Source organism: Kibdelosporangium banguiense (genome assembly GCF_017876405.1).
Classification (GTDB): Bacteria; Actinomycetota; Actinomycetes; order Mycobacteriales; family Pseudonocardiaceae; genus Kibdelosporangium; species Kibdelosporangium banguiense.
Genome location: NZ_JAGINW010000001.1, coordinates 12,523,980 through 12,543,070, shown reverse-complemented (window position 1 = coordinate 12,543,070; position 19,091 = coordinate 12,523,980). Strand labels below are relative to the sequence as shown.

Below are 19,091 nucleotides of genomic sequence, written 5' to 3'. Positions count from 1 at the left end.
CGGCTACCGCCAGCTCTAACGCCGCCGGTCGGTGGCCGCGTGGGCGACCACCGACCGGCGAGGTGACTTGTCAGGACTTGTCGAGCGTCGGCTTGGTGGCCGGGGAACCCGACTTGCCGAGGGTGTTCTCGTAGATCTTCTGCCAGGTGCCGTCGTCCAGCGCGGTCTGCAGGATGCTGGTCACCTTGTCCTTGAGGGCCTTGTCGTCCTTGGGCAGGCCGATGCCGTAGGGCTCCGAGGAGAACGTCTTGCCCACGACCTTGAACTTGTCCGGCTCCTGGGCGGCGTAGCCCTTGAGGATGGCGTCGTCGGTGGTGACCGCGTCGACCAGCTTCTGGTCCAGCTGGGTCACGCACTGCGAGTAGTTCTGCAGCTCGACGATCTGGTCGGTCAGCGCCTGCTCACGCACCCGCTGGATCGGGGTGGAGCCGGTCACCGAGCAGACCTTCTTCCCCTTGAGGGTGTCCTTGCTGGTGATGGCGGTGTCGTCCTTGCGCACCAGCAGGTCCTGGCCGGCGGTGAAGTACGGGCCGGCGAAGGAGATCTGCTCCTTGCGCTTGGCGTTGATCGTGTACGTGCCGACGTAGTAGTCGACGTTGCCGTTGGCGATGGCGGCCTCACGACCGGCCGACGCGACGGCCTTGTACTCGATCTGCTCGGGCTTGAAGCCGAGCTTGGCGGCCACCAGGTTGGCGATCTCGATGTCGAAACCCGAGTACTTGCCGGTGGTGGGGTCCTTGAAGCCCAGGCCAGGCTGGTCTTCCTTGACGCCGATGACGACCTTGCCAGCCTTCTTCATCTTGTCGAACGTCGGCGAGCCGTCGACCTTCACGTCCGCCGCGACGTCCTGGGAAGGTGGCGGCGCGGTCTCGCCGGGGCTGCCTTCCTTGCCGCACGCCGTCAGGGCGAGGCCACCCACCAGCAGCCCAACTGCCAGGGTACGAACCCTCATCGTCTTCAATCTCCTGCTCTGGTGTTCACGCGGCACGCTCGGCGCGCCACTCCTCATCCTCAATGGGTCAGGATCTTGCCAAGGAAGTCTTTCGCCCGGTTGGATTTCGGCGCGGTGAAGAACGCCTCCGGGGTGGAGTCCTCCACGACTTCGCCGTCGGACATGAAAATCACCCGATCGGCTGCTTTGCGCGCGAAGCCCATCTCATGGGTGACCACCAGCATCGTCATGCCCTCCTTGGCGAGGCTGGTCATCACGTCGAGCACTTCTTGGACCATTTCCGGGTCCAAAGCGGAGGTCGGCTCGTCGAACAGCATGACCTTGGGACGCATCGCCAGCGCCCGCGCGATCGCCGCCCGCTGCTGCTGCCCGCCGGAGAGCTGAGCCGGGTACTTGTCGGCCTGGTTGGCGATGCCGACCCGCTCGAGCAGCTCCATCGCGTGCTTGCGGGCGTCGTCCTTGGCGGTCTTGCGGACCTTCACCGGGGCCAGCAGCACGTTGTCCACGATGCTCTTGTGGGCGAACAGGTTGAACGACTGGAACACCATGCCCACGTCGGCACGCAGCCGGGCCAGGTCCTTGCCCTCGGCGGGCAGCGGCTTGCCGTCCACCTCGATGACGCCGGAGTTGATCGGCTCCAGCCGGTTGATCGCCCGGCACAGCGTCGACTTGCCCGAACCCGACGGGCCGAGCACGACCACGACCTCGCCCTTGGGGATCTCGAGGTTGATGTCCTTGAGAACGTGCAACGGCCCGAAGAACTTGTCTACCGCCTTCATGCGGATCATCGCAGGCGCGGCGGCAACTTCGGTCATCAATCCTCCAAAGGGGCAGCGTGCGTTGGCGGAAACCTAGGGGCCTCGGCTCACACAGTCCAGCGACCTTGAGCAACACTTAGGGTCTCAACTCTGTCACATGGTCATGACACCTGCGGAGGGGACACGCGTGCGAGTGCTCCTTGTCGAGGACGACGACCGGGTCGCGCACGCCCTTGTCCCGGCGCTGGTCAAACGCGGCCTGGCGGTACGCAGGCTGGCCGCGGGCCGGGGCGTGCTGGATTTGGTCGCCGAAGTCGACGTGATTCTGCTCGATCTCGGGCTGCCGGATATCGACGGCATGACTCTGTGCCGCCAGATCCGGGCGGTGAGCGATGTTTCGGTGATTGTCGTATCGGCCCGCGGGGAAGTGGACGACCGAATTCAGGCATTGCAGTCCGGTGCCGATGACTATCTGGTGAAACCGTATGACGTCGGCGAACTCGTCGCGCGGGTGCACGCGGTCCGCAGGCGCAGTGCCGACCGGGGCCAGTCCGGCTCTGGAACGATCATGTTCGACGACGTGACCGTCGACATCGGACGGCACGAGGTGCGGGTCGCAGGCGAGCCGATCAACCTGTCCCGCAAGGAGTTCCAGGTTCTGGCGCTGGTCATGTCGGCGCGTGGCGCGGTCTGCCCGCGCGAGCAGATCCTGGCCGAGGTGTGGGGCCGGGGTGGCGCGGCGGAGAACCGGTCACTCGACGTGCACGTGGCGACTTTGCGGACCAAACTCGGGCGGCCCGCATTGATCGAAACAGTGCGCGGTGTGGGTTACCGGCTCGCCGGCCGGCCGGAGTGATCAAATGCGCGTCCGATTGCTCGGAATTGTCCTCTCCCTGGTCGGCCTGCTGGTCATCGGATTGGGCGTGCCATTGGCGCTGAGCATGGCCCAGCGCGAACAGCAACGGCTTTTTCTCGACCGGCTGACCGACACGAGCCGCTATGCCTCCCTGGCGCAACGCCCCGTGTTGGATTCGCAACCCACCGCATTGGACGACCAGCTCGCCAGCTATCACAATGTTTACCAAATCGACACCGTTGTCTTCAGTCGTGACCGGACAGTTGTGGCGAGTTCCGATCCGAAGGGACCACCCTTTCAGGCGAACGACCCGGAAATCGCCGCTCATTTGGACAACGCACTGGGCGGGCAGCACTCCGAGCCGGCCGCGTTGCTGCTGCCGTGGGACACCGAGCCGCTGATCATCGCCGAACCCGTGCTGACCGACGGCGAGGTCCGTGGCGCGGTCGTGACCAGGTCACCGACCGATGGCGCGCGTAACCGGGTGCTGTTCTGGTGGGTGATCATCATGTTCGGCGGAGTCGTGGCGCTGAGCATGGCCGTGCTGGTGGCGTTGCCTGTGGTCGGCTGGACGTTGCGGCCGGTCCGACGGCTGGACTCGGCCACGAGCTCCCTGGTCGCCGCTGTGGTCAGCGGTCAGCCCGTGCCGCCGGTCGACGACGGCCACGGACCGGCGGAACTGCGGCACCTGAGCCGTTCCTTCGACCAGATGGCGGCCAGCGTCAGCGATACCCTGGCCGCCCAACGGGCGTTCGTCGCCGACGCGTCACACCAGCTGCGCAACCCGTTGACCGCCTTGCGGTTGCGACTGAGCAATTTGGAAGGTCACGTCGACACCGAGGAAGCCGAGCACCACGCCGCGGCCATGGCAGAGACAGACCGGCTGAACCAGATCGTCGACGACCTGCTCTCGATGGCCCGCGCCGAAGGCATCGGTGGCGAACTCGTGCCAGTGGACGTGGTCACCACGGTCAGCACCCGGCTGACCGACTGGGAAGCGGTCGCCGACTCGCGTGCGGTCCGGCTGGAGCTCTCCGCGCCGAGCAGGCCGGTGCAGGCGCAAGCGGCGCCGCGGAGCATCGAGATGATGCTGGACGCCTTGCTGGACAACGCTTTGAAGTTCACCGACGAGGGCTCGGCGATCGCGGTCGACGTGGCCGAGGCGGATTCCCGGGTCCGCATCAGCGTCCGTGACCACGGCCCCGGCCTGCAGCCCGACGAACTGGACCGGGCCACCGACAGGTTCTGGCGCAGCCCGGCCCACCAGAACGTCACCGGCTCCGGCCTTGGCCTGGCCATCACCCGCAGGCTGGTCGAGCGAGCCGGCGGCGAGGTCCGCCTGGAACTGCCCGACGACGGTGAAGGCGGCCTGCGCGTGATCATCGAGCTGAACTCGGCTGGTTAAAGTTTCCTGTCGCGGTAGAACTGCAGGGCGCCTTCGTGCAAGGGGATCGGCTGGGTCTCGATCGCGGTGCGGATGTCGATCGAGTTGGCCGCCGTGCTCTGGCTCGCCAGCTGCTTCTGTGCCTCGAAGATGCCCTGCGTGAGCACTTTGGCCGCGTCCACCGGGAGCCGGTCGGTGGCCAGCAACAGGTTCGGCACGACCAGCGTGGTGACAGCCTTGCTGTTGGTCGTGTGGTAGACCGAGAGCGGGATCGCGGCGGCGCTGTAGATGTCGTAGCGGGCCCTGATCGCGGGCATGTTCTCGGTGAGGTCGAGCAGGCGGATCGACGCGGCGTCGCCCAGCTGCACGATCTCGTCGGTCGGCAGGCCACCGGACCAGAAGAACGCGTCGATCCGGCCCTCCTTGAGCGCGGTGCTGGAGTCGCGCAGGCCGAGGTTGACGGTCTGGCTGTTGACATTGAGCACCGACAGCAGCCGGATGGCGATCACCGCGACACCGGACTCCCGCGCGCCGATGGCCACCCGCTTGTCCTTCAGGTCGGCGATCGAGTTGATCAGCCCGTCGGCACGCACCACGACGTGCAGATAGTCGTCGTAGATCCGGGCCAGCGCGCTGAAGTTGCCCCGCTGGTCGATCGCCACATCCGCGGCACTGAACGCGATGTCGGCCGCGCCGGAACTGAGCCGCTCGATGTTGTCCGGCGACCCTGTGGTCGGCAGCACCTCTGGCCTCGGCATACCCAGTTGCGTGGCCCACTCGGTCGCCAGCGCGGACCCGAGCTTGTTGTAGACACCGCCCTCGAACCCGGTCGCGATCCTCAGCCGCAGGCCCTCAGTCGGGCTGGTACATCCGGTAAGCGCGAGCACCACCAGCAGCAAAACGACCAGTTTCCGAGACACGGTCACGATGGTGCCAGACCCGGGGCCTACCCTGAATGACGCAACACCTGTCGTTCGAGGAGCCACTGTGACCCGGAGTTACCAGATTCGCACGTTCGGTTGCCAGATGAACGTGCACGACTCCGAACGCCTGGCCGGCATGCTTGAGGAGGCCGGCTACACGGCGGCGGCCGGGGACGAGACGCCTGACCTGATGGTGCTCAACACGTGCGCGGTCCGCGAGAACGCCGACAACAAGCTGTACGGCAACCTCGGGCACCTGCTGCCGACCAAGAAGTCGCACCCGGGCATGCAGATCGCGGTGGGTGGCTGCCTCGCGCAGAAGGACAAGGGCGAGATCGTCAAGCGGGCGCCCTGGGTGGACGTCGTCTTCGGCACGCACAACATCGGGTCGCTGCCCGCGTTGCTCGACCGTGCGCGGCACAACGAAGAGGCCCAGGTCGAGATCCTCGAGTCGCTCGAGGTCTTCCCGTCGTCGCTGCCCGCGCGCCGGGACTCCGCGTACTCCGGGTGGGTTTCGATCTCGGTCGGCTGCAACAACACCTGCACGTTCTGCATCGTGCCTTCGTTGCGTGGCAAGGAGAAGGACCGCCGTCCGGGCGAGGTTCTGGCTGAGGTCCAGGCACTTGTCGACGAGGGCGTGCTCGAGGTGACGCTGCTCGGCCAGAACGTGAACTCCTACGGCGTCGAGTTCGGCGACCGGCTGGCGTTCGGCAAGCTGTTGCGCGCGTGCGGGGAGATCGACGGGCTCGAGCGGGTCCGGTTCACCTCGCCGCACCCCAAGGACTTCACCGACGACGTGATCGCGGCGATGGCCGAGACCCCGAACGTCTGCCACCAACTGCACATGCCGCTGCAGTCCGGGTCCGACCAGGTGCTCAAGGCGATGCGCCGGTCGTACCGGTCCGAGCGGTACCTCGGCATCATCGAGAAGGTCCGTGCCGCCATGCCGGACGCCGCGCTCACCACCGACATCATCGTCGGCTTTCCCGGTGAGACCGAGGAGGACTTCCAGGGCACGCTGGACGTGGTGCGCCAGGCCCGGTTCATGGGCGCGTTCACGTTCCAGTACTCCAAGCGGCCGGGCACGCCCGCCGCGGAGATGGACCTGCAGGTGCCCAAGCAGGTCGTGCAGGAGCGCTACGACCGGCTGGTGGCGTTGCAGGAGGAGATCTCCTGGGAGCTGAACAAGGAACTCGTCGGCAGGACACTCGAGGTGCTGGTGTCCGCCGGGGAGGGTCGTAAGGACGCTGACACGCGCCGGACGAGCGGTCGGGCACGAGATGGTCGCCTGGTGCACTTCACGCCCGGAGAGGCGCACATACGGCCCGGAGACGTGGTCGAGGCGACGGTCACGTACGGCGCGCCGCACCACCTCGTCGCGGACGGTCCGTTGGTCAGCCACAGGCGCACCCGTGCGGGTGACAACTCCGAAGCCGGTCTACGGCCGAAGACCAACGGGATCAGCCTCGGGCTGCCCGGGTTCGGCACACCACCGCCGGCACCGGTAAACGACGAAGGATGTGCGGTCCGATGACGGACGTCGACCACCTGCGTAACGAGATCGACGAGGTCGAGCGCAAGGCAATCCGTACGGTCGAACTAGGCGGCCGTGCGATTGTCATCTCGGCCGCTGTGATGGTGCTGCTTGTCGGGCTGTTGCTGCCGTGGCTGCACGGCGCCAACGGCTGGCAGGTGCTGTTGGGACAGGTCGAGGGCCGCGCCGGTGTGGTGCCGCGGCTGTTCGCGGCGACGTCGGCCGGGTTCGGTGTGCTGGGGTCGATGGTCGCGCTGATCACCCGCAGGTGGGGGATGACCTGGGTCTGCGCGCTGGGTGGCTGGTTCGCCTCGGTGGACGGGATGCTGGCGATCTGGTCGCGGCAGTCCTCGGAGGGCTCGCCCGGCATCGGGCTGATCATCGCGGTGATCGCGATGGTCGTGATCGCGGCCTGCTGGTTCCGTACCGCGTGGTCGAGGCCGGACATTCCGGAGAATGGCCGACTTTCGGCCGATTGATCGATACAGCGAAGCGCTCATACGCTCGCGGGACAGGCTTTCTCCTCGCTGGCTTCCGGAAGGAATGTCCATGTCCCCATCTGGCAGAGGCGCGCGCCGTCGTTTGCTTTCGTTAATGATCGTCGCTGGGGTGTCACTGACGGTCTTCTCCTCTCCCGCGGCCGCGGCACCGGGCCGGCCGTGGCCGACCGTGGCGGAGGTGCTCGCCCCCGTCGACCCGCAGAACTGGGAGAACCCGGACGCGATGACGTGGGACGACCTCAAGCAGGTCCCCGACATCGACTGGTCGGACCCGAGCCGGAAAGGCTCGGTCCGCACGATCAAAGCGGCACTCGTACTCGGCGACTACCCGAATGAGCAATTCGCGATCACCCGTCCGCGCGGCAGCGACATCTACGCCAACCCGCGTTCGGACTTACAACTCAGCCCAGCCGAGGTCGCCGGGTTCTACCGCGATTTCCTGAACAAGCCGCAGACCCTCAACCACGGTCTGACGATGCACGGCTACTGGATGGAGGTCTCCGGGGGCCGGATCGGCGTGACACTCGACTCGTTCGGCGTCTACCGGATGCCCGGCAAGAAGCACGAATACGGCTTCAACGAGTGGGACCAGGCCGCGGGCAGTTGCCCGACCGGCGACCGGTGCAACCGCAGCCTGCGCACGGATCTCGGTGGCGCCTGGCGCACCGAGCAGGGCTCGGACATCGAATCCAAGTACGACGTGATCTTCTACCAGACCGCGGGCAACGACGAGTCGTCGACGTGGCAGGAGTTCGGCGAGATGAAGTTCGCCAACTGCGAGTCGATTCCGGCGGAGTTCGGCGGCCCTGACCCGACGAAGCCACGCTGCGCCAAGACCCGTTACGTGCCTTGGACAACCTGGCAGGCCGCGGCCAACCACTGGCCCAACGCCAGCGGCAAGAGCACAACGCAGGCCGAAAGCTCCGGCCTCGGCACGTTCTCGCACGAACTGAGCCACGTCTTCGGCATCGCCGACAACTACAACAACCCTTACGGCATCCCACAACGCCGTGCCGGCGCAGGCCCGTGGAGCATGCTCGACCGCGGAACATTCAACGGTCCCGGCGGTCCGCACACGCGTTTCCACATCCCCGCGACCCAGGGCGGCTCGGCAGGTGTGCAACACACGTTGCGCGACAAGCTGAAGCTGAACATTGTCGACGAAGCCAACGTGCTCAGGCTTTCCCGTGAAGCGTTGGCCACATCCGGCCTCGTGGTCATGAACGTCAACGCCCGCGCGATCCCCATGGGCCCGGCGGGCCGCACAGGCCTGGTGGGCGCCAACATCGCCATGAACCGCGACCTGTCGCCTACGTGCAACACATCCACGGACCCGTTGTGCGACGGCGGAGGCTACAACAACTACACCGTGGAAGTGGTCGACCGAATCGGCTACGACTCCTTCACCCCGGACTCCGGAGTGATGCTGTCGAAGACCAAGAACGCCGACGCGACACCATTCGTGTGGGTCCAGGACTCCCACCCGGAGGACATCAAGACGGTGGACTTCGTCCGTCCGGACGGGACAAAGCAGTACATGACCATCGGCGACTACCGTCAGCTGGCCGACGCGCTGTTCCACGCCGGAACAAACTCGGGCACGAAGTACGAGTTCACCGACGAGGCGAACCGTCTGCACTTCTACGTGATCGACGTAGTGCGCGACGCCAAGGGCGTGCTCAGCTACAAGCTCGCGGTGCGGTCACTCGACGGCGCCGGTCCGCACACCCGCAGTGTGGCCCTGACCCGTGGCACCCCCGTCGGCCGTGTTCCCGCCGAGATCGCCACCTGCCAGTTCCCGTTGCGCAACACCGGCCAGGCGAAACCGTTCACCAACGGTCACCCCGAAGACGTTAAGTCCTATGTAGACTCAGACGTCTACCGGCTTTCGGCTTCGGTGACCGGCAACGGCTGGACCGTGCAACTTCCCTCGGAAATCGTGACAGCCAAGAACGGTCAGACAATTTCGGTACCGGTCAACGCGGTCCGCGCCCAGGGCGGTCAGCCCGCGGCCACAGTCCGCCTCACCGCCAAGTCCGAAAGCAACCCAGCCGCCACAAGCACGGCAACCTGCCAGCTCACCGTCCTGAACACAATCCCACCGCTGCACTGATGAATCCGGCTCGTGATCGCCGTTCGAACCGGGCGGCGATCACGAGCCCAGAACGTAGCCAAGTTTGACCAGCGCCTTGCGGAACTTCAGCTCGTGTTCCTCGGACACGGCAAGATGGCGGTCACCGACAAGGCTGCACAGCGAACGAAGGCCGCGGTCGCGGGCGATGAGAGCGGCGACTGCGGGGTCGGCGCACTCGATCACGCGAGCTCGACCGAGATCGCGCAGTTGTCCGGCACGCCGGGTGACGTCTTCGACAAGGGTGGTCAACGTGTTGGGAAGCTCGTGCGCGGACCGTTCGGTCAGGAACGTGACGAACTCCGTCAGATCCCGCCCAGCGTCGAGTCCGGTGTGAAGCTTGCTTGCGGAGACCGTCCACACGTGGTCCGAGGTGTGTTCGGCCCAGGCGGACAGTTGCAGCCGGTCGGCCGCTGTGAGGTGTTCGGTCGCAACGATGTCAAGGTTCGGCAGAACCTTGAGCGGCTGACTGTCCACAGTGGCCGGTTCGTAGGTGCCGGTCAGGCCGAGTGCGTACGAACCCAGCGCGTTTAGCCTGATCGACTGGAGACCGTCGTAGCGACTGAGCGAGTCCAGTTCGTCGCTGCCCCAGTTGTCCCGGAAATCGTCGCGTTCGCCCGCTGGGCGCACGTAGCAAACGTCGACCAGCCCAAGCGTGGCCGCATACTCGAACAGCACGGCCAGGGTGTAGCGGCCTTCGAGGATCTCCCATTCATGGAAACCGAGGTAGCCCAGGCTGCCGTACTCCGCGTCGACGAGGTACAGCTTCCATGGTGCCCTTTCGTTGCGAGCGATAGCTGGGTTCAGACGGGCTCGCCGCATCCGCGTGAACAGCGCGTCCACGGCGATCCAAGTACCCGGCTCACAGCCTGCCAGCGCCTTGGCGACGACCTCACGGCGCGGTTTGGCAGCGGTCAGGACATTGGCGATGCGCTGGCCCTTGATCTCCTCGATCCGGTTGAACTCGTCGATCACCGCATGCGTCAGCCACCGCTGCCACAGCACAGGCTGGTTCGCGGCCACCCACTTGATGGAACGGCTTGCCGAGTTGCGCGACCAGCCTGGGGACAGTTCGACACTGGTCGAGGTTCTGCTTTGGGAAGAGAAGCCGGACCAGGCCTGGCAGGCAGCGGTCGAGGGCGGATGCCGTCCTGGCCTGTGGCTTCACCTGGCGAGGGAACGCGCGGTCACGCATCCGGACGACGCCATCCCTGTGCTGTTGCGTGCGGCTGATCAGCAGATCAAGCACAAGATCCGCAGCTCCTATCAGGAAGCAGCGAAACTGCTCGCCGAAGCGAAACCGCTGTTCGCACGCTGTGACAGGCTGGCGGACTTCGAACAGCACATGCGTGCCCTTCGCGCGGCACACAAGCCGAAACGGGCGTTGCGCGAGGAACTCGACCGCGTCCGGCTGCCGTAGGAGGGGCCTGAGTGGGTAAGTCGGCGATGATGCGACATGCCAGCGGACCTGCGTGACGCCAGGACCGACGACCTGCCGTACCAGTCCCGCCCGGTGAGCATCGACGAGATCCGGCAGGCACTCGCCGAGGACGTCCCTGGGCTGGAAGAGTTCTGGCCGCAGTGGATCGTGGAACTGCGCTGGGTCGAGGGCGACCCGCTGATGCGAGGCCTGCTGGCCGAAGCCGTGCAGCGCTCTGCCGGGGGTGGACGGCCTGGCAGTGCTGGCTCGCGAACCGGGTGAACGCCAGGCCGAGCATTGCCTGGCCTGGATCGACGCGCTCGCCGGTGAGGGCCGCGACGCCGACGCGGCGGCGGCCGTCCGGGAGAGCTTGTCGATGGTTACCGCTGCGGGCCACGGCAGGGCGCGGATCGCCGACCAGTTGGCCAGCCTCACCGGACTCCTGGACGCCCGGCGAGAAGCGTGGCGCGCCGAGCCCACCAGCCTGCGGCTGCGAGCGCTGTACGAGGCGGCGCCAGATCCCGTTGCGGTCATGGCCGCCGAATCGGCACGGCCTGAGGCCAATGTGGACGGTGGGCTGCGGGTGGAGCTGTTGTTGCTGGCTGGAGAGGTCGATCAGGCGGTACCCCTGCTGGGCGGTGCGGACAGCTATGAGGTCCTGCCTGTGCTGCTGCCGTATCTGCTCGCTGCCGGGTCGGCGGCGATCTCCCAGCCGGACTGGACCGGCTCGGTGCTCGCAAAGCTGTTTGGCGCCATGGACTGCAGGTGGGGTCAGATTCCGCCGATGCCCCCGGCCCGGCTGCCTGACTTGTTGCTGTGTGGCCTGGCCGATCAGCCGCCACGCAGCCAGTGGTTGGCCATCGCCGGAGCTGCGGTTGAGCACGTGATCGGCCAGATCGTGACCACCAGGCAACAGAGCCGCTACGGCGAGGCCGCCACTTTGGCCGTTTGCCACGCGGAGGCGTTGGCATGGAGTGGCGGTGATGGAGCGGCGCAGCTGGAATCCGTGTTCTATGCCTATCCGCGGCACCGGGCGTTCAAAGACCAGCTCCGCAAGGCACTTGCCCGCTCGGCGAAGATGACTGCTGCCACCGGAGGAGTCCTGTAAAGGAGATCAATAGGTGGGTTTCGCTGTCGGTGTGCCGCGTTGGTGGGCGGCGGCTGTGAGATGGCATCCGGTGGTCAGGGTGAGGATCGTGTTCTTGGCTGTGCCGAACAGCAGCTCTGCGCCGTATCCGTCCCGGGTGGACACCTCATGGTCGCTTGGCCGGTTCACGACTGTTTTGGGGTCGCCGAATCCGTATTGACGTGCGATCTCGGTGACGGCAGCGACAGCCGCGTCCCACTTCCCATCCGGCAGATTCCCGTCTGACCTCCAGGTAGGCAGTGCCAAAAAGCGGGCGTCATCACTTGTCACTTCGGGAAAGTCGCGACTGCAGCCGCCACCGCCAGAGCTGTCGGGCCGCTCCTGCCAAGAGGCAAGGAACTTCGCGTCGACCAACCTGCTTCTGATCTTGGCCCGCAACTCCTCGTATCGCTTTACCGCCGAATCGATGTCCGGGCGAGTCATCAGCTCGGCGAACTGACTGTTCTCCATAGCTTTCTTCTCTTCCTCCTTACCCTGTTTGCCGGTCGGGCCGCAACCGATCACGAGAACAGTCAGCACCATGAACAAGGGCGCCAGCGGTCGCACAATGCTTCTACCTCTCATCAGTTCGGGACGACTCGGTTGGGCATGCCGGCCACGATGACGCTCATGTTGTATTGGCTTGTCGTATCGTCGCGTGTGTACTCGCTGTGTCCGCTGGATGCGTGCATCGGGCGGCCGTCGGGCGTCACGGCGTCATGGGTGGAGAGCTGCGGAATGGGCAGGTTACTGGGGTCGATGCCATGGATCATGTCATCGCCGAGGTCGGCCACAATGTCACCATCCGCTTCGAGATTATAAAGCTGGCCCTGACCCACCAGTATCTTCCCTGGATCGCTGGTGCCCAATCCGGGTGAGCCGAAGACGACCGCGTCATCGACTCCGGTGTTCTGCTGCAATGCGAGTCCAGTGGTCAACGAGCCGTATGAATGGCCGAGGGCCGTCATATGAGGATCGTTGTCGCGAGACGCGTCGATGCCGTTCAGGAACGGTGCCAATCGATTCGCGCCGTCGCGCGCCAAACCCTGACCGGCGGCATCCCAAGGATTTTCGCTCGTGCTCGGAGGCTCATATCCCAACCATGTGATGGCTGCGACGGTGCCGCCATCACCAAACCGCTCAAGCTCACGCTGGGCTCGGACACGCAGGTTTTCCATGTCGTTGTCGTAACCGTCCAAAGCGCCGTTCACAGTGGAGTTCATCCCCGGTGTGAAGACGGCGACGTGGTCGGCGGCATCCACGTTTCCCGAGGCGATCGCGGCCTTCGCCCGGTCGCCGGACATGTCCATCACCAGTAGCTGCCTGCCGCCGGGTTTGTTCAGGATGTGCTCCATGGCTTCGATGGAGGCGAGTTTGGCTTTGGCCTTCTCGATCTCCACGCGGAGCTTCTGCTGCTCGAACATCATGAGGCGGGGGTCGCGCTGGTTGGATGGGATCGCGCGCAAACGGGCGTTCAGCTCGTCGATCTGCCGCTGAAGTGCGGCTCGCTCGCCGGGGATGCGAGCCCGATTGGCCTGGTCCCGGGCCGCGGCGGGCACGCCGTCGCGGTTGCCGATCCATTCGGGGTGCTGCTTGATGATCTGCTGCTGCTCGGTGGCTGACAACGAGTCCCACCAGCCTGCGTTGTCGTACACGCTGCCGCTCTTCGGCGGTTCGAGGACCGACAGCCCTCCACGGGACGCGCCTGCCTGTGCCGCGCTGGTGAGACCGTCCGGATCTCCGTCCAGTGTCTGGCCGGCCCTGGCCCGATTGACCACGGTGGTCAGATCCTCGTCGATGTCCTGTGCCCGCCGGAGGATCTGGTCGACGCGGTCGGTCAGTTCGGTCCTCACCCGGTCGCGTTCCCGGGCCTGTTCCACCGGAATCTCCCGTGGTGGGCCTGCGTCGTTCACCGAACCATCGTCACCGATCACGAATCCCTTGGCCTGTGCGAAGCTGTCAGCCTCCGCCACCGCGTGCCGTAGGGCACTGACGGCGTCGGCCGCCTCCCCAAGCGCACGGCGGACCGCGGCGACACCGGCGACGCGCTCCTCCACCATGTCGGTTCGTTTCCTGGATTCCCGTGCAGCGGCGTACGCGGCGTCGCCCACCCAGCCTGTCGGCTGGCACGCGGCAGCCAGTTCGTCAGCGAGGCCCAACAGTTGATCGCAACGTTGGTTCAACTCGCCCACGCTCGCGTGCAGCGGGTCCGGATTCCACGTGCGCACCTGACCGAAGCTCGCCATCAGACAGGCCTCATTCCCTCTCCGGCCACGCGCAGGTCTGCCTTGGCCGCTGCCTCGTTCGTGCTGTACAGATCGGCGGACGCCGCCAAGTCGGCGGCATACCGAGCCGCGTCACGGCTCAGCGACTGGACAACACCACGCCACAATTCACCCAAGGCCACGAGGGCAGGACCTGACGACGATCCCGGCAGCGCCGCGTCCAAGCCGGCGACCGGCGCCCCGAGATCGACCGCACCGAGCTGTTTGCCCAGGTCGGCAGCTGCCCTGGACGAACCTCGTAACGCCTCGATCACCACGGCGTAGCCGCTCATCCGCTTCCTCCCCTGTAACCGATCGGTGACACTATGACGCAGCAGATGCGCTCCGGGACCCCTCGGATGCGAAGTTGAGTAGTGCTACCTACCGTTGGTGAGCGCGTGCTGTAGCCGGGCCGTCAGATCGTGCTGGCTGGTTGGTGCGAGTAGCAATTCGGTGTCGTCGTCGACGGTGCTGGTCAGGGTGACGTACCGGCCCACCGCGGTGTCCACGTACCCGACAGGGTCCACATTGGATATTCGGCGACCCATCGAATCTCTTGTCGCGACGTGGAATTCGCCCGCACCGGTTCGGGGCAGCTCGGCAATCCGGGTCAGCTGCCGGACCTCCAGGGGGACCGGTCGGACGGTCAATCCGCGTGACAGGCCACTGTCGAAGGCCAGTGCGTCCGAGCGGCGTACGCGTATCGGTTTTCCTTGCCCTGCGGGGACATCCGGGGTCTGCGCGACTGCCATGGCCGCGAGTTTCGCCGATCGGATCGAGCACACCGACACCCATGCCTCTCGCCGGACAGCGAGTAGCGCTTGCCGTCTGGCGGCTGCGGCCAGCACTCCGATCGTTGTCTCGCAGACGGTGATCCATCCGCGGATTTCGGCACTCGCCCGACAGAGCACCCTCAATGCCGAGACGACCTCGTCATCGAGTCGGCCGCGGTGGTCCAGCCAGCCCAACTGAACGCACTCGTCGCGTGCTTTTGCGTCCAGGGCACCGTCTTCGCTCTGCGGCTGCCATCCGGCTGCGGGCAGCAGTACCTCTGGCAGGGCGCCGATGTTCTCGATCCGGACCAGCCGTGCCAGCGTGTCCAGCGACACCCGTTTCGGCCGTGGCCACAACAATGCTGTCAGCCGCCGATCACGGGCGGCGGGGTTCGTTCGTCGGTGCCGAAGATGGCTTCCGGGTCCGGTTCCTCGAGGAACGACGCTCGCTGGCGTTCCTCGTCCTCGCCGCCCCGCCCGCGACCACCGGCACCCATTCCCATCGGCGCGCCACCTAGGCCACCATGCCCCGTTGGGTTGCTCCGCGTAGTCGCTGTCTGCGTGACCTCGAGGCCATTCAACGGGCCCGCGCCCGTCCGGCTGCCCACACCACCGGCAGCACCAGGGATGCCCGCGCGTCCGCCCGAACCGGTGCCGTCACCAGGGAGACCGACCTGGCCGATCGTGGTACCGGCGAACTCGATCTCTGGACCACTACCCCCGCCGACCGGAACGCTGGGAACATCTGGGCGGAATCCAGGTGCTGGCGGCGTGTACCCGCCAGGCGTTGTCCCACTCGATGCGGTCCCTTGCGGTGGAAGTCCGTTACTCGGCACCCTGCTGTCTGGTCCACGGGAACCGGAACCCGCGCCGCCAGGCTGTCCGCCGTCGCCGGTCGGCGGCCTTGGCCCGCCAGTCCCCGGCCCTGGCTGGTCCGGGGCATCGTCAGGGCCGACCGGAGGCGTGGTCGCCTGCGCGACCCGGATCTCCGCCTGATCGTCGGTGATCGATCCGTACGAGTCAGGCAGGTTCATGTTGTAGACCGAAGCGTTCTCGTAGACGCGCATCACGTCCGCGTTGTGCTGTGCCGCCGCGTTGTGGCTGTTGAGCTGCTGCTGGTAGGTGACCAGTGCGCCCGGAGTCAGGAACGCCGCCAGCGGATCGACTTTCTCCGGCGCGGGCGGAACCGGGATCACCGAGTTCTTGGCGTCGTTGAACGACCCGGCTTGGCGGCCGACGAGGTCTCGCATGGTGTCTATGGCAGGGACGGCCAATGCGTGCTCGAGGGCCAACGGTCCCACGCCCCGGTGTGCCGCACCGGCGGCGCCGCCTTTCCAGACCGCGTCCATTTTGCCCAGGAGCTTCTTGATCTGGTCGCCGCGCTCGTTGTAGGTCTTGACGACCTCGGAGACGACGTCCGCGCTGCCGGCCAGGTCCGCCGAGCCCCGCGCGTTGCTGAAGTTCTCGTAGATCTCCTGGCCCGACAAGAACATGATCAGCCGCCCGCCTTGATCGTCTGGATCACCATCGACGCAACCTGCTTGGCACGGTCACACGACTTCACCCCGAGCCTGCCCTGTTCAGAGACGCGAATCGTCATTGTGTCCGAAATGCCGACCGCGATACCGCAGGTCCCCTGAGACCGGTAGTCGCCCGAATCGCTGAACACCGCTGGGTAGCCGTCCACTTGCGTTGGCTCGAAGTACCCCTTGAACCGGTCTCTGCCGCGGTAGATGTCGGAGAGTCCGTTCTTGTTGCCGACCAGGAACCCGACTCCCACGCCCTCTCTGGTATCGCTGTTTATCCAGTCACAAGCTGGGGAGCCTGCTCGGGCGACGGCGCTGTCGGTGTCGGGTTCTCCCGTTGGGAGGTTGAGGGTCTGTAGCTGGGTTGGTGTGATGACGGTACATGGCCTGGTGACGAATGGTGTCCCATCCAGTGGTGTGGTCACCCGGGGTGCGCCATGGTCCTCGGTCTGGGTGGTCGTGGTGGTGTCAGATGGCGGGCCGGGGGTGCCAGCCTGCGTACTTGTACATGCAGTGGTCGCGATGGTTGCCAGGCTTACGCCGAGCAGCATCCTCGCTCGCAATGCTCGCATGGATCAGCCTCGCATCCGGAAACTCTGCGCACTCGTGCCCTCGACCTGGGCATACGCTTGGCGGGCCGTCTCCAGTTTCGCGATTTCGGCTTCTGCCGCTGCCGACATTCGCCGGTTGTGATCGCGGGCGGCCTGGATGGAGACGACTGCGGCGTTGGCCTGCAGGACGCTCATGACGTCGTTGGCCGGCGGAGACACCAGCGCCTGAGCATCGTCCAGTTTGCGGCCGTCCTTGATGATGCCGTCAGCCACGATTTTGAGTTCGGTGATGATCTCGTCGAGTTCGGTGAGGCTGGTGAATTCGTAGTGGCCGCCTGCGCCGCCACCGCCGGACTGGTGTGTGTACTCGCCACCGAACATGCCTGCGATCGCACGGCCGACCTGGGTGACCGTGACTTCGGCCTCGACCTGTTGTTGTGCCGAGCCTGTTTGTTCAGGCTGAAATCCCTCGGCCACCGCTCACTCCCCATGATGGTTGCCAACCGTGACAGCTTACCAACAGTCATCGGTTCGCCACTGCCAGTTCATGAGACGGGAGTGAAAAGGGAAGGGTTCCTCACCCGATCGTGGACTTGAGCATGGTTATGAATGCGTGGGCGGCGTCCTTGCTGAACAGCAGGGTGGGGCGTTCGGTGTCGGATAACGACGCCTGTTTGGTGTCGCGGTAGCCGACCATGTCGTCTGCCCACCCGGTCTCCACGCATGACGAGTTGTCGACGCTGTAAGAGGCCTTGCGCCAGTTATGGATCACTGGACTTCCTTTCTTGCCTTGGAGATCAACGCCCGTGACTTCCTCGGGTTGAGCGCCAGGTGACGGAGGTGGTTCATCACCTTCTCATAGTCCTCCACGTCTTCGGGGTTGTCGTAGTAGTAGGCGGATCGCCGTGTCTCCTCATAGGCCACTCGCCAGTCGTCCCCGAACCTGAACAATGAGAACGCGCCTTTGAGAGCTGGATGTACCGCAACCTCGTCCGGGAGCACTTGAAAGTTGATGTTGGGTCGCTCGGTCATGTCCAGCAGGTGGTCAAGTTGGCCGGCCATGACGGAGGGGGCGCCCACCGGTCGTCGCAGCACGTGTTCCTCGACAACGCACCACAGTTCAGCGGGATTCTCTTCGCGCGTGACAACGGACTGCCGCCACAGTCGTAGATCCAGGCTCTTCTCGATGTCGACGCCATGTGTGATCGAAGCGTGGTAGGCGATCAGTTCGCGGGCGTATGCCTTGGTCTGCAACAGACCGGTGACCGCAACCGGCTCGAAGACCTCGATTCCGTTGGCGACACCCTCCAAGCCTATGAACAACTCGAAGTCGTTCATCGACGAGGTGGTCTCCATGTCCTGGCGCAGGGAACTCCGCCGGTCCGCCTTCAGCTTTGCCACAGTCAGCAACTCGATCATCCTGGGAAGCCGGTCGGGCCGATCGAAATAGGCCATCAGGATCTCCAAGGCCGGCTTGGACGGCAGGTTCCTCCCGCTGATCAGGTGCGTGAACGCGACCCGGGACATACCCAGCCGGTCACCGATCTCCGCATGGGTCTTCCCGGACTGCTCGCACAAGCGCTCCAACTCGTATCGGAGCACCCTACGAGCCACCTGGGGACCAAAGGTCACCTGCACTGCTGGAGTCCTTTCGCTTGTCGCCAACAGGTTCACCATATGCCGTTACGCGGCTTGTTACCTTGTCTCGAACGAGTGAATGCACTTGCTGTTATGCAGTTCTGCACAGAACTATGTTCCGCATATGAACGGAACCAAGTTCCAGGAGGTTGCACTGTGAGCTGGACATCGAGCGATGACGTGCGTGTCAATGTCGCGTTGACCGTCGGTCCGGATACCGAGGTGAAGTTCCTGGTGAGTGAGCGCTATCCGGACGACATCACGCTGGTGGTCGGTGATTCCGTCGTCGAGGTCATCTTTGAGCCGTCGGCCGTGGAAGCATTGCGGGACAAGGCTGATGAGGCCCTGCGCTGCTCAAGGGCAATGCATCCGTGACGTTCGAGCCGCCTGACGGTGTCCCGGTGTTCTGGGGGCATGGCATTGTCGAGCCTGATCGCGCGCATGTCCGGGAAACCCAAGCGGGGCAGCCCGTTGGCGGCTTCGCGATTTGTGGCTGCCTGCTTGTTGCGGACGTTACCGATGACGATGTCGCATCGGGTGCCTGCCGGTTGTGCTCGCGTTGCCTGGAGTTGCTGGAAAACCGGCGGCCGGGCGTCGACTATCCACTTTGGATGCCGGATTGACGGCTTTCAGGTTCTTCTCCGTCGGGCAGCCTGCGCACGGAGGACATCACCGTCACCGAGGGTGATGTGAGCGCCGGAGTGGGGCTCCAGCCAGTGGCGCGGCGCACAGTCGCTGCGCCGGTGGGCGGGGAT

Annotated in this window: 23 protein-coding genes; 10 read left to right on the top strand and 13 right to left on the bottom strand. The window is 65.4% G+C overall.

Annotated features, from left to right (window positions below):
• Positions 1 to 70: 70 nt before the first annotated feature.
• Positions 71 to 952, bottom strand: a complete 882-nt coding sequence (locus JOF56_RS56190; RefSeq protein ID WP_209647679.1) for a glutamate ABC transporter substrate-binding protein — start codon at positions 950 to 952, stop codon at positions 71 to 73.
• Positions 953 to 1,011: 59 nt separating this feature from the next.
• On the bottom strand, positions 1,012 to 1,740 hold the full coding sequence (locus JOF56_RS56185; protein WP_209649098.1) for an amino acid ABC transporter ATP-binding protein: 729 nt from the start codon (positions 1,738 to 1,740) through the stop codon (positions 1,012 to 1,014).
• A gap of 157 nt (positions 1,741 to 1,897) precedes the next feature.
• On the opposite strand from JOF56_RS56185, the gene JOF56_RS56180 reads away from it, so the two are divergent.
• Positions 1,898 to 2,566, top strand: a complete 669-nt coding sequence (locus JOF56_RS56180; protein ID WP_209647678.1) for a response regulator transcription factor — start codon at positions 1,898 to 1,900, stop codon at positions 2,564 to 2,566.
• A 4-nt stretch (positions 2,567 to 2,570) separates the two neighbouring features.
• Positions 2,571 to 3,971, top strand: coding sequence for a sensor histidine kinase (locus tag JOF56_RS56175; RefSeq protein ID WP_209647677.1), 1,401 nt, complete (start codon positions 2,571 to 2,573; stop codon positions 3,969 to 3,971).
• Here JOF56_RS56175 and JOF56_RS56170 read toward each other — a convergent pair.
• Complete coding sequence (locus JOF56_RS56170; protein ID WP_307855739.1) at positions 3,968 to 4,870, bottom strand: TAXI family TRAP transporter solute-binding subunit; 903 nt, start codon at positions 4,868 to 4,870, stop codon at positions 3,968 to 3,970. The genes JOF56_RS56175 and JOF56_RS56170 overlap by 4 nt on opposite strands.
• A 67-nt stretch (positions 4,871 to 4,937) precedes the next feature.
• On the opposite strand from JOF56_RS56170, the gene miaB reads away from it, so the two are divergent.
• From miaB to JOF56_RS56155, 3 genes are all read left to right on the top strand, one after another.
• The gene (miaB, locus tag JOF56_RS56165; RefSeq protein WP_209647675.1) at positions 4,938 to 6,407 is read left to right on the top strand and encodes a tRNA (N6-isopentenyl adenosine(37)-C2)-methylthiotransferase MiaB; all 1,470 of its coding nucleotides are present in this window, start codon (positions 4,938 to 4,940) and stop codon (positions 6,405 to 6,407) included.
• Positions 6,404 to 6,886 carry an Rv2732c family membrane protein gene (locus JOF56_RS56160; protein ID WP_209647674.1) on the top strand — a complete coding sequence of 161 codons (483 nt, stop codon included), beginning with the start codon at positions 6,404 to 6,406 and terminating at the stop codon, positions 6,884 to 6,886. Before miaB ends, JOF56_RS56160 begins: the two co-directional genes overlap by 4 nt.
• Positions 6,887 to 7,016: 130 nt before the next feature.
• The gene (locus tag JOF56_RS56155) at positions 7,017 to 9,020 is read left to right on the top strand and encodes a M6 family metalloprotease domain-containing protein (protein WP_307855738.1); all 2,004 of its coding nucleotides are present in this window, start codon (positions 7,017 to 7,019) and stop codon (positions 9,018 to 9,020) included.
• A 39-nt stretch (positions 9,021 to 9,059) separates the two neighbouring features.
• Here JOF56_RS56155 and JOF56_RS56150 read toward each other — a convergent pair whose 3' ends face one another.
• Positions 9,060 to 10,061, bottom strand: a complete 1,002-nt coding sequence (locus JOF56_RS56150; protein WP_307855737.1) for a helicase-associated domain-containing protein — start codon at positions 10,059 to 10,061, stop codon at positions 9,060 to 9,062.
• Positions 10,062 to 10,068: 7 nt separating this feature from the next.
• On the opposite strand from JOF56_RS56150, the gene JOF56_RS56145 reads away from it, so the two are divergent.
• The 3 genes from JOF56_RS56145 to JOF56_RS56135 are packed head-to-tail and all read left to right on the top strand — an operon-like array spanning position 10,069 to position 11,566.
• Entirely contained in the window at positions 10,069 to 10,458 is a 390-nt protein-coding gene (locus JOF56_RS56145; protein WP_209647672.1) for a hypothetical protein, read from the top strand.
• 36 nt (positions 10,459 to 10,494) lie between these two features.
• Complete coding sequence (locus tag JOF56_RS56140; RefSeq protein ID WP_209647671.1) at positions 10,495 to 10,740, top strand: hypothetical protein; 246 nt, start codon at positions 10,495 to 10,497, stop codon at positions 10,738 to 10,740.
• On the top strand, positions 10,703 to 11,566 hold the full coding sequence (locus JOF56_RS56135; protein ID WP_209647670.1) for a hypothetical protein: 864 nt from the start codon (positions 10,703 to 10,705) through the stop codon (positions 11,564 to 11,566). Before JOF56_RS56140 ends, JOF56_RS56135 begins: the two co-directional genes overlap by 38 nt.
• A 6-nt stretch (positions 11,567 to 11,572) precedes the next feature.
• Here the strand turns inward: JOF56_RS56135 and JOF56_RS56130 are convergent, their stop codons facing one another.
• The 9 genes from JOF56_RS56130 to JOF56_RS56090 all read right to left on the bottom strand — a co-directional run bounded on the left by JOF56_RS56130 (position 11,573) and on the right by JOF56_RS56090 (position 18,300).
• On the bottom strand, positions 11,573 to 12,151 hold the full coding sequence (locus tag JOF56_RS56130; protein ID WP_209647669.1) for an LppA family lipoprotein: 579 nt from the start codon (positions 12,149 to 12,151) through the stop codon (positions 11,573 to 11,575).
• A gap of 17 nt (positions 12,152 to 12,168) precedes the next feature.
• Positions 12,169 to 13,830 carry an alpha/beta hydrolase gene (locus tag JOF56_RS56125; RefSeq protein WP_209647668.1) on the bottom strand — a complete coding sequence of 554 codons (1,662 nt, stop codon included), beginning with the start codon at positions 13,828 to 13,830 and terminating at the stop codon, positions 12,169 to 12,171.
• On the bottom strand, positions 13,830 to 14,141 hold the full coding sequence (locus JOF56_RS56120; protein ID WP_209647667.1) for a hypothetical protein: 312 nt from the start codon (positions 14,139 to 14,141) through the stop codon (positions 13,830 to 13,832). Before JOF56_RS56120 ends, JOF56_RS56125 begins: the two co-directional genes overlap by 1 nt.
• Before the next feature lie 84 nt (positions 14,142 to 14,225).
• Positions 14,226 to 14,957, bottom strand: coding sequence for an ESX secretion-associated protein EspG (locus tag JOF56_RS56115; protein ID WP_209647666.1), 732 nt, complete (start codon positions 14,955 to 14,957; stop codon positions 14,226 to 14,228).
• Positions 14,958 to 14,986: 29 nt separating this feature from the next.
• Positions 14,987 to 16,114 carry a hypothetical protein gene (locus tag JOF56_RS56110; protein ID WP_209647665.1) on the bottom strand — a complete coding sequence of 376 codons (1,128 nt, stop codon included), beginning with the start codon at positions 16,112 to 16,114 and terminating at the stop codon, positions 14,987 to 14,989.
• A 2-nt stretch (positions 16,115 to 16,116) separates the two neighbouring features.
• Entirely contained in the window at positions 16,117 to 16,698 is a 582-nt protein-coding gene (locus JOF56_RS56105) for a DUF3558 domain-containing protein (protein ID WP_245381237.1), read from the bottom strand.
• A 24-nt stretch (positions 16,699 to 16,722) separates the two neighbouring features.
• Positions 16,723 to 17,175, bottom strand: a complete 453-nt coding sequence (locus tag JOF56_RS56100) for a hypothetical protein (protein ID WP_209647663.1) — start codon at positions 17,173 to 17,175, stop codon at positions 16,723 to 16,725.
• Between the two features lie 100 nt (positions 17,176 to 17,275).
• On the bottom strand, positions 17,276 to 17,470 hold the full coding sequence (locus JOF56_RS59320) for a DUF397 domain-containing protein (protein WP_209647662.1): 195 nt from the start codon (positions 17,468 to 17,470) through the stop codon (positions 17,276 to 17,278).
• Positions 17,467 to 18,300: a helix-turn-helix domain-containing protein gene (locus JOF56_RS56090; protein WP_209647661.1), complete on the bottom strand. Its 834-nt coding sequence runs from the start codon at positions 18,298 to 18,300 to the stop codon at positions 17,467 to 17,469. The genes JOF56_RS59320 and JOF56_RS56090 overlap by 4 nt, the downstream gene beginning before the upstream one ends.
• 192 nt (positions 18,301 to 18,492) lie before the next feature.
• On the opposite strand from JOF56_RS56090, the gene JOF56_RS56085 reads away from it, so the two are divergent.
• A complete protein-coding gene (locus JOF56_RS56085) occupies positions 18,493 to 18,711 on the top strand; it encodes a hypothetical protein (protein WP_209647660.1) in 219 nt (72 codons plus the stop codon).
• Positions 18,708 to 18,959, top strand: a complete 252-nt coding sequence (locus JOF56_RS56080; RefSeq protein ID WP_209647659.1) for a hypothetical protein — start codon at positions 18,708 to 18,710, stop codon at positions 18,957 to 18,959. Before JOF56_RS56085 ends, JOF56_RS56080 begins: the two co-directional genes overlap by 4 nt.
• Positions 18,960 to 19,091: the final 132 nt, after the last annotated feature.